This is a genomic window from Bradyrhizobium sp. Kon56 (genome assembly GCF_055807635.1).
This window is the reverse complement of the sequence record NZ_JBVVOU010000003.1, coordinates 383,064-395,076: the sequence shown is the minus strand read 5'-3', so window position 1 is coordinate 395,076 and position 12,013 is coordinate 383,064. Positions and strand designations below refer to the sequence as shown.

The window sequence follows — 12,013 nt, the reverse complement described above, 5'->3', positions numbered from 1 at the left end:
AAGTGCGGCGCGGTCTCGCCTCGCGTCGGCTGTTAACTGTTGTTGGCGGGCTTGGCGGGCTTGGTCGCGGCCTTGGGCTTGGCGGGCTTGGCCGCCTCGCCGCCCACCGCAGGCTTTGCCACCGCATCGGGCTTGGCTGCGGCATGCTTGGTACCGGCCGGCTTAGCTGCGGACTTGCCGTCGGCCGGCTTTGCGGCCGCCGCCGTCTTGGCATCGGGCTTCGCCGCCGCCGTCTTGGCATCCTTCGGCTTGTCTGCCGCGTCGGGCTTTTTGGCGACGCGCGACTTCTTGCCACGCGGCTTTGGCGTGGCCTGCTGGTCGGCATCGGCCGCGACCGCCGCGATCAGGGCGGTCCCGGTGCGGGTCGGACCGGTATACACCAGCACGGGCTCGGCCGCCGCCGGGGCCGAGGCCATCAGCTCGGAGGCCTTCATCAGAGGCGGCTGAAGCCCGGCCGTGAAGAAGGTGACTTGGGCTTCGCCGCCGGTGGCCGAGGCGGACCCGGACGTGCCGCCATTGGCCGCGATCAGCGCGTCGTCATCGTCGCTGGCCGGCCGCTTGCGATGGCCGCCGCACATGTCGTCACGCAGGTTCGGCGGCGAGGCGTCGACCGGCACCAGCTTGTCGACGGTGCCGAGCGAGGGGCGGAGCCAGGTGAGATTATCTTGCGAGAAGCCGCGCTCCAGCAGCTGCGCCGCCTTCACCGCGCGCGCGGTCCCGGAGTTGGCGCCCAGCACGACGGCGATCAGCCGGCGGCCGTTGCGGGTGGCCGACGCGACGAGATTGTAGCCGGAGGCGCAGATGAAGCCGGTCTTGAAACCGTCGGCGCCGGGATAGCGGCCGATCAGCTTGTTGAAATTGCCGGTGACGCGCTTGCCGAAGCGGATTGCCGGAATGTGCACGAAATACTCGTACTCGGGCAGGTCGCGCAGGAACGAGCGCGCGAGAATGCCAAGATCCCGCGCGGAGGTGATCTGTCCGTCGGCGGGCAGGCCGTTCGGATTGACGTAGCTCGTCTGCGTCATGCCGAGCTTCTGCGCCGTGTCGTTCATCAGCGCCGAGAAACCATCGATCGAACCGCCAACGCCTTCGGCGAGCACGACGGCCATGTCGTTCGCCGATTTCACCATCATCATCTTGAGCGCGTTGTCGACGGTAAGCTGCGTTCCCGGGCGAAAGCCCATCTTCGAGGGCGACTGCGAGGCTGCCGTCGGCGAAACCGTGAGCAGTGTGTCGAGTGTGAGCTTGCCGTCCTTGACCGCCTTCAGCGTCACATAGGCGGTCATGATCTTGGTGACGGAAGCCGGATACCAAGGAATGGTCGCGTTCTCCGCCTGCAGCACCTTGCCGCTATCGGCCTCGATCAGGAGCAGCGCTTCGGCGCTCGCCGCGCGCGGCGCGAGCAACGCGGCACACGCGAGTGCCGCGGCGAACAGGTTGAACAGGGATTGACGAAGCAGCGGGCGAAGAGCGTGCACTATCCGATTCCGGTCCTTGGAGACCCGCCGGTTCCGGTCGGCTCTCGTGATCTGATGTTCGGTTCTGAAATCCAGCGCCGCCGCTTGCGGCGCCGCAAACCTATACCGGCTGGTGCGTCGGGAATAGGGGCATCAGCGGGGTATTCCGCAATGAAATGGGCCGAATTTCGACGATACGATGGGGACTTGCCAAGGCGGCTTGTTAAGGCGACTTGGCGGCCGTCGCGGCAGCCTCAGCCGCTGTCACGCTGGCCCGTGCGTTCTCCTGAATCATGAATTGAGCCCTGGCGAGGTCGGCGAAATGGCCGCCTTTGGCCACGAGTTCATCGAAAGTTCCGCTTTCGATCACGCGCCCGTTCTCGAACACCAGGATACGCGTGGCATTGCGGATGGTGGAGAGACGGTGGGCGATCACGAAGGTGGTGCGGCCCTTCATCACTTCGTCGAGAGCGGTATTCACCTTGGCCTCGGTGACGGCGTCGAGTGCGCTCGTCGCCTCGTCCAGGATCAGGATCGGCGGATCCTTCAGCAGTGCACGTGCGATCGACAGCCGCTGGCGCTCACCACCCGACAGCATCCGGCCCCGCTCGCCGGCATTGGTCTCGAAGCCGCCGCTGCGCTCGATGAATTCGAGCGCCTGTGCGCGCTCCGCCGCCTTGCGCATCTCGGCCTCGGTGGCGTCCGGCTTGCCGACGCGCAAATTCTCCGCGATCGAGCGGTTGAACAGCAGCGCCTCCTGAAAGACCACGCCGATGTTCCGCCGCAGCGATGTCAGCGTCACCCCGCGCACGTCCATGCCGTCGATCCTGATGAAGCCGGACTGCGGATCGAAGGCGCGATGCAGCAGCGCAATCGCCGTCGACTTGCCGGCGCCCGTCGCGCCGACCAGTGCGATGGTCTGGCCGGGAAGCGCGGTGAAGGAGAGGTCCTCGACCGCCGGCCGCTTGCCGTCATAGGAGAAGGTGACGTCGTTGAATTCAACGAGGCCGGAGAGCCGACCCGCATCGATCGCGTCGTGCCGGTCGTGCACCGCAGGAACCGCATCGAGCACGTTGAAGAACTCGCGCAGGCGCGGGGCTTCCATGAACACGTTGTTGATGAAGCTCACGACCTGCTCCAGCTTCTGGATCAGAAGCGTCGCGAAGCTCACGAACATGACGATCTCGCCGACAGAGGTCAGCCCCTGGTCGTGCAGCGCGATGCCGAAAGTGAAGATCGCGAGCACGGTGATCGTGGTGGAGGCGCGCGTGATGACGGTGACGAGTGCCCACCACGACAGCACCGGCATTTGCGCCGCTAGCAACTCGTCGGCGACGGAGCGCAGGCCCTTCACCTCGGATTCGACGCGGACGAAACTCTGCACCAGCGCGACGTTGCCAAGGGCGTCGGACGCGCGCGCGGAGAGCTCGCTGTAGTGCTCCTCCACCTCCATCTGCATGCCGAAGGTTCTGCGCACCACGAAGGTGGTCAGCGCGGTGAAGACGATGCAGAGCACGAACAGCAGGATTGCAAGCCGCCAGTTCAGGTAGAGCGATAGCGGCAGCAGCACCACGACCGAGAGGATCGCGGCAAAATGCTCTCGAAAGAAGCCGACCCATAACCGCCACAGCGCATCTGTGCCGTTCAGCATCACCTTCATCAACCGGCCCGAATGGGTGCCCGAATGGAAGGTCAGAGGCAGCTGCAGGATGTGCTCGAAATAGTCCGTCAGGACCGCCTGCCGCTGGCGGTGGGAGAGCCGGTCGGCCTGCAACGCTACGACCGCGCTGCAGACGATGGTGAACAGTCCGAACGCGACCCATGCAACCAGGAACGGCCAGGCCGAGTTGGAGCCTGCGACCGTCTTGCCGGAGAGCACATCGACGATCCGGCCGAACAGCACCGGTTCGGCGAATTGCGAGCCCGCAAGCAGGAGATTGACGACCGCAAGCAGCCAGCCCAGCCGTGCCTCCTTACCGAGCAGCTCGAGAACGCGGGTGTAGAGGCGGAGAATGGGCATGGGCGAGGAGCTCGGGCGGCTGGAACGGAGTGAGCGCATACTCTAATCAGGGATCGCCCGTGAGATATAGCGGAAGCTGTCGGTTTTGCTCAGTTGATCAACCGCCCTGCAACTGGCGGCAAGAACCCGCTGTCGAAGATGTCGCCCGCCGCCGGCCGGTTGCGGAATTTGAAATCCTGCCCGATCTGGTCGATCGCGCGATCCATGCGCGCCGGGTCGATGTCGCCGAGGCCGTTGCGACGGACCTCGTCCGTCAGGATGTTGTCGACGAGGACAGTGCGCAGCCGCTCCAGCTCAAGATCGCGATCGCCGCCGTCGATGCGGCTCGCGGCTTCGTCCGCCGCACGCGCCGGGTCCTTGACGGTCGCGTTGATGCCGGCGATCAATGCGCGGACGAATCCCTTCACGGTGTCCGGCTTGGCCGCGGCGAAAGCCGGGTTGACCACGACGGCAAAGCCATAGGCCTCGCAACCATAATCGGCATAGCGAAGCGCGACGAGATCGCCGCCTGGCACGCCGCGGTCGCGCAGGTTCACTGCCGAGAGATAGCTGAAGCCGGCGACGGCATCGACCTGTCCCGCGGAGAGGATCGGCTCGCGCACCGCGGCGCTGATCTTGTGGAATTTCACGTGAGCCGTGTCGATGCCGTTCTGCTGCGCCAGCGCCGGCCACAGCCGCATCGACAGATCGCTATCGGCAACGCCGACGGTTTTGCCGTCCAGGTCGGGCAGGAGGTGGATGCCGCGGCTCCTGCGGGCGACGATCGCGTAGGGCGCGCGGTTGAACAGCACGAATACCGCCTTGACCGGGGTCGCATCCTTGTCGCGGAAGCGGATCAGCTCGTTGATGTCGACGAGCGCGAGCTCGCTGTTGCCCTTGGCGACGCGCGCAAGCGCCTCCGGCGATCCGGCCGCGCTGCTGAAGGAGACGTTGAGACGTTCGGCGCCGAAGCTGCCGTCCTTGGCGGCAAGGAAGAACGGCGCCATGCTCGCATCGATCGGGCGGTCGAAGGTGAAGTGGATCGCAATGGAGGGCACGACGGTCTCGGCCGCGGTAGCATCGCGCGCAGTCAGCACCGCAAGCGAGATTGCAGCGGCCAGCAGACCGCGAAGAGCAATTGTCGTGAATTCGAACATCAGTCGCGCCGGTCCGGTGTTGTTATGGCTTGGTGACGCTCGGAGCGCCGGCTGGCGACAAGCTTGTTCGCGCCAACATGAACGGCGGATGAGCGGCGGTTGCGTCACGATCACGCAACCCCGTTCAGCTTGTGTTGGGGTTGGGGAACCCAACATGGGATGCGGGTGTTTGAGAGACACGAGCCTGTCATCAGGCACCATTCGAGGTCCCAAGGAGGGTCCAGGACATGTTTGACAGATTTTCAGGATTTGCCGGCCGTAAGGCCGTTCTCGCTACCGCCGCGGTGCTGGCGCTGACCGCAATAACCCCGACCGCTTCCTACGCGGGCGGCCGTCATTGGCATGGTGGCGGCGGTGGCGCGGCGGCTGCTGCAGCGTTTGCCGGCATCGTCGGCACCGGTCTTGCGATCGCCGCGACCCGCAACGCCTACGCCTATGACGATGGCCCCTATTATGGCGGCCCCGCCTATTACAGCGGCCCTGCCTATTACGGCGACGGCCCGTATTACGGACCCGGCCCGAACTACCAGTATCAGCGTTACGGCGGCACGGCTCCGTCGGAGCTCTGCGGCCAAGGCCACCGCACCAACTGCTACTAGTTTTGGCCACAACAAAAGGTTGACCACAAACGGGCCGTCGTGCTTGCCGCGGCGGCCCCTTTTTGGGCTCTACTATCGCGCGTTAACGCGCTGGCCATGGGTTTAGAGTAGCGTCGCGTACATGAGTGATTCGCTTGAGCGGCTATATCTGGCTGTGCTCGCGGCCAGGGACCTTGATCCGGCAACATCGCGCACAGCGCGGCTGTTTCAGCGCGGCCCGTCAAAAATGGCGAAGAAGCTGGCTGAAGAGGCCATCGAGGTCGTCATCGACGCGGTCAACGGCGATAGCGAAGCCGTGATCCGGGAAAGCGCAGATCTACTCTACAATCTGACCGTGCTCTGGGCCTCGGCCGGCGTGCGCCCCGAGGACGTCTGGCGCGAGATGACGCGGCGTGAAGACATGCTCGGCATCGCCGAGAAACTGCCGAAGTCGGCTATGAAACTGCCCAAAGTTGCGTCACCGCGTGTCGCCGCCAGGCGGCCAATCGTCGCGCTCGAAGGCCGCACCGCGCGCAAGCGCCACTAGTATTGGCACAAATCGGTCCCATCTCGGCATGGACAAATCCGTCCCATGGTGCTTCATCGCGGCGCCATGCTGAAACGTATTTACGACTGGTGCATCGACGCCGCTCACAAGCCTTACGCGCTCTGGATCATGGGCGCCGTGGCTTTCGCTGAAAGCTCCTTCTTTCCCGTCCCGCCGGACGTGATGCTGATCCCGATGTCACTGGCGCGCCCGCAACGCGCCTGGGTCTATGCGGCGATCTGCACTGCGACGTCGGTGCTGGGTGGCCTTCTGGGCTACGCTATCGGTGCGCTGCTCTTCGACTCGGTCGGCCATTGGCTGATCGAAGTCTATGGCCTCGGCGGCAAGGTCGACGCCTTCCGCGCCTCCTATGCTGAATGGGGCGCCGTGATCATCCTGCTCAAGGGCCTCACGCCGATCCCCTACAAGCTCGTGACCATCACGTCCGGCTTTGCCGGCTACAATCTCGGGCTCTTCATCCTGTGCTCGATCGTGGCGCGTGGCGGGCGCTTCTTTATCGTGGCGATCCTGCTAAACCGCTACGGCGACTGGATCCGGATCAAGATCGAGAAGCATCTCGGATTGGTGGTGGCAATCGGCGCCGCGGTGCTCGTGCTCGGCTTTGTCGTCGCAATCAAATTGATCTAACGCCCAAGGCGCTTTGCCACCGCGCCTCGTTCGGCTACGGTTGCCGCCATGATGCTTCGATCCGGCAATCCGGTCCTGCGACTGGGCACGCTGACATTTGCGGCGCTTTCGGTCCTGCTCGCTGCCGGCGGTACCGGATGGCCGCAATCCGCACCGCCGGCGCTCGGCTTGCAGGAGCAAGGACCGCAGGCCGCACCGGCGCGCTCGACAGCTCCTTCGTCGCCGCCGGCGCACGAGGAAAACCCCGGGCTGATCAACGAAATGGGCAAGCTGTTCGAAAAGCTGCCCTCGATCCTGCCGCCGATCAAAAGCCCGAGCGAGACCATGAACGATTTGTCGCGCCTGGCGAAGCCGTCGACCATGGTGTCGGGACGCGTGGCCTGTCCGGCCTCGTCGAACGGCGCGCCCGACTGCAAGCTCGCCGCCGACAAACTCTGCCAGAGCAAGGGCTACACGGAAGGCAAGAGCCTGAATGCCGACTCCGCGGAAAAGTGCTCGGCCAAGGTTCTGATCCCGGGCAGGCAACGCAAACCGGATGACTGCCGCACTGATACCTTCGTCACCAGCGCGCTGTGCCAGAACTGAGGACGTCGCGCGAGCAAGCAAGGAGCGCCCATGAGCCGCACGGAGCAGGACTTCCTCGGACAGCGTGAGATCGCCGACGACATCTATTACGGCGTCCAGACCATCCGCGGGAAGGAGAACTTCCACATCACCGGCATTCCGATGAACCAGGAGCCTTACTTCGTGAAGGCGCTTGGTTACGTCAAGAAGGCCGCCGCCATGGCCAACCGCGATCTCGGCGCGGTGGACACCAAAGTCGCGGAAGCCATCATCGTGGGCTGCGATCGCGTCATCGCCGGCGATATGATGGACCAGTTCGTCACCGACTTCATCCAGGGCGGGGCCGGCACCTCCACCAACATGAACGCCAACGAGGTGATCGCCAATCTCGCGCTGGAATCGCTCGGCTTTGCCAAGGGCGACTACCAGCACGTCAGCCCCAACGATCACGTCAATTACGGCCAGTCCACCAACGATACCTATCCGACCGCCTTTCGGCTGGCGCTGATCCTGCGGCTCGAGAGCTACATGACGGCGCTGCGTCAGCTCCAGGAGGCGTTCTTCGCCAAGGGCAGGGAGTTCGAGCGCGTGCTGAAGATGGGCCGCACCCATTTGCAGGACGCGGTGCCGATGTCGCTCGGCGCCGAATTCCGCGGCTGGGGCACCACCATGGGCGAGGAGGTCGATCGAATCTCCGAGGCCCGCGCGCTGCTGCGCGAGATCAATCTCGGCGCCACCGCGATCGGCACCTCCGTCACCGCGGCGCACGGCTATCCCAAGCTCGCGGTCCGGCATCTGAGCGCGCTCACCGGCGTCGACTTCATCCTAGCAGGCGATCTCGTGGAGGCGACGTCGGATACAGGCGCCTATGTGCAGCTCTCCGGCGTGCTCAAGCGCACCGCGAGCAAGCTGACCAAGATCTGCAACGACATCCGCCTGCTCGCCTCGGGCCCGCGTGCCGGCTTCAACGAGATCAACCTGCCGCAGCTTCAGCCGGGCTCCTCGATCATGCCCGGCAAGGTCAATCCTGTCATCCCCGAGGTCGTCAACCAGACCAGCTTCCTCGTGATCGGGCTCGACACCACCGTGACGCTCGCGGCGTCCGCGGGTCAGCTCCAGCTCAATGTGATGGAGCCGGTGATCTCGTTCGCGCTGTTCTTCTCGATCCGCACCATGGAGCGCGCGGTCAACAGCCTGCGTGAGAATTGCGTCGTCGGCATCACTGCCAACGAGGAGCACACCCGCAACATGGTGCTGAATTCGCTCGGTATCGTCACGGTGCTGAAGCCGCTGCTCGGCTACAAGGACTGCGCCGAGATCGCGCGCGAGGGCTACAAGAGCGGCAAGTCGCTGCATCAGATCGTCGTCGTCGAGCGCAAGCTGCTGACCCAGGAGAAATGGGACGAGATGTTCTCGTTCGAGCGGCTGATCAATCCGGATTTGCTTGCGTGATGTCGTCGGTCCGCGCTGAATTCCGCGGCTTGGAATTGCGGTAACGGCGTCCCTCCACGGCGCTAAAACGCAATACTTGACAGTGGAAAGATTGCCTTGTTGGTATGGCTCCCAACTTCGATGTGACCGCCAACAGAGGATCGTCTCGCAATGTCCATGCCTGCCTTGTTCAAGGGACGCCTGTCGATCCCCGTGATCGGTTCGCCGCTCTTCATCATCTCGGTGCCCGATCTCGTGATCGCGCAGTGCAAGGCGGGCGTGGTCGGCTCGTTTCCGTCGCTGAACGCGCGGCCGCCGGAGCTGCTTGACGAGTGGCTGGCGCGCATCACCGAAGAGCTCGCGGCCTATGATCGCGCGCATCCCGACAAGCCGTCGGCGCCGTTTGCGGTCAACCAGATCGTGCACAAGTCGAACAACCGGCTCGATCACGACATGCAGCTTTGCGCCAAGTACAAGGTGCCGATGATTATCTCCTCGCTCGGCGCACGCGAGGAGCTCAATCAGGCCGTGCACGGCTGGGGCGGCATCGTCTTCCACGATGTGATCAACCAGAAGTTTGCGCACAAGGCGATCGAGAAGGGCGCCGACGGCCTGATCCTGGTCGCCGCGGGCGCCGGCGGCCATGCCGGCACGATCTCGCCATTGGCGTTCGTCGCCGAGACGCGAAAATGGTTCGACGGCCCGATCGCGCTGTCGGGCGCGATCGGCAACGGCAAGGCGATCCGCGCCGCGCGCATACTTGGCGCCGACTTTGCCTATATCGGCTCGGCCTTCATCGCCACCAAGGAAGCCAATGCCGTCGACAAATACAAGGAGATGATCGCGGGCGCGACGGCTGACGACATCGTCTATTCCAACCTGTTCACCGGCGTGCACGGCAACTATCTGAAGCCGTCGATTCTCGCCGCCGGTATGGATCCGGAGAACCTGCCGACGTCAGATCCCTCCAAGATGAACTTCGGCACCGACGCCTCCGGCGAGCGCGCCAAGCCAAAAGCCTGGAAGGAAATCTGGGGTTCGGGCCAGGGCGTCGGCAGCATCGACGGCATCGTGCCAGCCGCCGAAATGATCGCGCGCTTCAAGAAGGAATACGACGAGGCGGTCGATCCGCCGTTGTGAACTTCGCCGGGACGACAGCTTTTGCTCAGCACCGAATGTGCATCACGGAGAAACGATGCCCCCCATCTACCGCGTCGACGGCGACAGCGTCGTCACCAGCCCGGATGCCGCGGGCCCGTGGGACCGGCGTATGCAGCACGGTTCGGCGCCGGCCGCGCTGGTGACGTGGGCGGCTGAGCGCATTCCGACGCCAGTTGCAATGGACATCGCGCGCGTCACCATCGACCTGATGCGCCCGGTGCCGGTGGCACCACTCACGATCGCGACCGAGATCTTGCGCGAGGGCCGCAAGATCCAGCTCTGCGGAGTCAAGCTGCTCGCCGACGGCGTCCAGGTGGTCGGCGCCACCGTGCTCAAGATCAAGCGCCAGGCGCTGACGCTGCCCGAGCACGTCAAGGCGCTGCCGGTTACGCTGCCGTCGCCGGAGGACTCGCTGCTCGAGGACGGTCATGCCGCTACCAGCCCGTTCGTACGTTCAGTCTCGATGCGCGCTGCGCGCGGCCGCTTCGGGCAAGCCGGCGCCGGCGCGATCTGGTTTCGCGTCGACCATCCCCTGATCGCGGGCGAACCGCTCTCCCAGGCGATGCGCGCCGTGGTCGCGGCCGATTTTTCCAACGGCACCGCCTCGTCGCTCGATTTCCGCGCCTGGACCTACATCAACGCTGACCTCACCGTGAGCTTTGCGCGCCAGCCGGTCGGCGAATGGATCCTGCTCGACGGTGATTCCTGGATCGGCCCCGATGGTGCCGGGCTTGCGATGTCGCGGCTCGCCGACCGGCAGGGCTATTTCGGCCGAGCCGTGCAAAGCCTGGTGATCGAGAAGCGGTGAGGCACCTTATCTATCCCACCATCCGGCCCCGCCCGCTCCAAAAGCTCGCGCGCAGCATCTTCTTGTCGACCTTGCCGACGCCGGTCATCGGGAGTTGCTTGACGAACTGGATCTGCTTCGGTGCATGAGCCGAGCCTTTTCGCGTCTTCACCAGATTGATCAGTTCATCGGCGTCAGGTTTTGCGCCTTCGCGCAGGACGACGACAGCGGTCACGGCCTCGCCCCATTTCTCGTCGGGGATGCCGACGACCGCAACCATGGCCACATCGGCGTGCTGTGACAGCACGTCTTCGATTTCCCGCGGAAAGATGTTGAAGCCGCCGGAGACGATCATGTCCTTCTTGCGGTCGAGGATGAACATGTAGCCGCGATCGTCCTTACGAGCGATGTCGCCGGTGTGCACCCAGCCGTTCTTGAGCGTCTCGGCGGTGGTGTCGGGCCGCTTCCAGTACTCCGCCATCGCATGCGGAGCGCGCACGCAGATTTCGCCGGCCTCGCCCGTCTTCACCTCCTGGTCGTTGTCGTCGAGGATCTTGACCTCGCACGCCGCGATCGGGAAGCCACAGGACAGGAACAGTTCGGGCGTTTTGGGATCGTGATCCGCCTTGCGCAGCACCGAGATTGGGTAGCATTCGGTCTGGCCGTAGAGCTGCGAGAACACCGGCCCGATCCGTTCGATGCCCTCGACCAGCCGGCTCGGCGACATCGCGGAGGCGCCGTAGAGCACCAGCTCGAGCGAGGAGAGGTCGGTCCTGCTCAATGCGGGATGATCGAGCAGCACATAGACCATGGTCGGCACGAACAGCGTGAAGTTGATGCGCTCGCGTGCGATAGTCCCCAGCACCGCCTCGGGATCGAAACCCTTCAGCATGTGCACGGTGCCGCCCCGCATCAAGGTCGGTAGCACTTTCGTGCCGGCGACATGGCTGATCGGTGCCACCGCGAGGTAGCGCGCGCCATCGGGGATCTCGAAGTCGGCGAGGATCGCGGCCGCGGCTCCGGCATTTTCGCGGTGGTAGCGCAACGCGCCCTTGGATTTGCCGGTGGTGCCACCGGTGTAATTCAGCGTGGAGAGGTCGTCGGGGCGGGCGAGGCAATGCGCGCTGGCATGGCCTTCGATCTCGATCGCCTGCAAGAGATCGACGCCATAGTTGGCCGGTCCCGTGGTGAACACCGCCTTGAGCCAGGTCGCCTGCGCGGCGAGCTCGCCGCCGCGACCGTGGAAGGCGGCCGCATCGACCACCAGCACCTCGGCCTCGGAATCCTCGAGCTGGAACATCTGGTCTCCCGGCGATCCCAAAGGATGCAGCCAGGTGACGCAGAGCCGCGACAATTGCGCGGCAACGCCGGCGCACCAGGTGTCGGCGCGGTTCGCGGTGAGGAAGGCGACCCGCGCGCCGGGCTGCAATCCAAGCCGCATGAACACGCCCTGGATGCGCCCGATCAGGTCGATGGTGCCCTGATAGCTCAGCGATCCGCCGGGCCACGCGAACGCGGTTCGGCCCGGATAGCGCGACAGCGCCCGCAGCGCCTGCACGCAAGTCGGGGACGATGCATGGAGCGGATCGGACATATGTTTCCTCGCTGCTTTGTCATCGGCTTCCGGCGTGCCAATGTTTACCGCGACGCTAGCACAGGGAATGCGGGATGGAACGACTAAGCC

At 64.7% G+C, this 12,013-nt stretch carries 11 protein-coding genes; 7 read left to right on the top strand and 4 right to left on the bottom strand.

Translation table 11 applies throughout. From position 1 onward, the window contains the following. Positions 1-32: 32 nt before the first annotated feature. From AC0L3B_RS07495 to AC0L3B_RS07485, 3 genes are all read right to left on the bottom strand, one after another. Positions 33-1,478 (bottom strand): D-alanyl-D-alanine carboxypeptidase family protein, encoded by a 1,446-nt coding sequence (locus AC0L3B_RS07495; protein ID WP_085350800.1) that lies wholly within the window; start codon positions 1,476-1,478, stop codon positions 33-35. A 202-nt stretch (positions 1,479-1,680) separates the two neighbouring features. Then, complete coding sequence (locus AC0L3B_RS07490) at positions 1,681-3,477, bottom strand: glucan ABC transporter ATP-binding protein/ permease (RefSeq protein ID WP_085350799.1); 1,797 nt, start codon at positions 3,475-3,477, stop codon at positions 1,681-1,683. A gap of 89 nt (positions 3,478-3,566) precedes the next feature. Then, complete coding sequence (locus AC0L3B_RS07485) at positions 3,567-4,613, bottom strand: ABC transporter substrate-binding protein (protein WP_018453144.1); 1,047 nt, start codon at positions 4,611-4,613, stop codon at positions 3,567-3,569. A 227-nt stretch (positions 4,614-4,840) separates the two neighbouring features. Here AC0L3B_RS07485 and AC0L3B_RS07480 point away from each other — a divergent pair, with 227 nt between their 5' ends. From AC0L3B_RS07480 to AC0L3B_RS07450, 7 genes are all read left to right on the top strand, one after another. Continuing rightward, positions 4,841-5,212 carry a hypothetical protein gene (locus AC0L3B_RS07480; RefSeq protein WP_018453145.1) on the top strand — a complete coding sequence of 124 codons (372 nt, stop codon included), beginning with the start codon at positions 4,841-4,843 and terminating at the stop codon, positions 5,210-5,212. A 121-nt stretch (positions 5,213-5,333) separates the two neighbouring features. Further along, the gene (hisE, locus tag AC0L3B_RS07475; protein ID WP_007597487.1) at positions 5,334-5,738 is read left to right on the top strand and encodes a phosphoribosyl-ATP diphosphatase; all 405 of its coding nucleotides are present in this window, start codon (positions 5,334-5,336) and stop codon (positions 5,736-5,738) included. Positions 5,739-5,783: 45 nt separating this feature from the next. Next, a complete protein-coding gene (locus AC0L3B_RS07470) occupies positions 5,784-6,386 on the top strand; it encodes a YqaA family protein (RefSeq protein ID WP_085385485.1) in 603 nt (200 codons plus the stop codon). A 48-nt stretch (positions 6,387-6,434) separates the two neighbouring features. Further along, positions 6,435-6,971 (top strand): hypothetical protein, encoded by a 537-nt coding sequence (locus AC0L3B_RS07465; RefSeq protein ID WP_473380238.1) that lies wholly within the window; start codon positions 6,435-6,437, stop codon positions 6,969-6,971. A 30-nt stretch (positions 6,972-7,001) separates the two neighbouring features. Then, positions 7,002-8,402 carry an aspartate ammonia-lyase gene (locus AC0L3B_RS07460; RefSeq protein ID WP_085361116.1) on the top strand — a complete coding sequence of 467 codons (1,401 nt, stop codon included), beginning with the start codon at positions 7,002-7,004 and terminating at the stop codon, positions 8,400-8,402. A gap of 150 nt (positions 8,403-8,552) precedes the next feature. Then, complete coding sequence (locus AC0L3B_RS07455) at positions 8,553-9,521, top strand: NAD(P)H-dependent flavin oxidoreductase (RefSeq protein ID WP_018453149.1); 969 nt, start codon at positions 8,553-8,555, stop codon at positions 9,519-9,521. A gap of 55 nt (positions 9,522-9,576) precedes the next feature. Further along, positions 9,577-10,350, top strand: coding sequence for a thioesterase family protein (locus tag AC0L3B_RS07450; protein WP_085350797.1), 774 nt, complete (start codon positions 9,577-9,579; stop codon positions 10,348-10,350). Between the two features lie 10 nt (positions 10,351-10,360). Here the strand turns inward: AC0L3B_RS07450 and AC0L3B_RS07445 are convergent, their stop codons facing one another. Then, positions 10,361-11,923, bottom strand: coding sequence for an AMP-binding protein (locus AC0L3B_RS07445; protein ID WP_473380237.1), 1,563 nt, complete (start codon positions 11,921-11,923; stop codon positions 10,361-10,363). Positions 11,924-12,013: the final 90 nt, after the last annotated feature.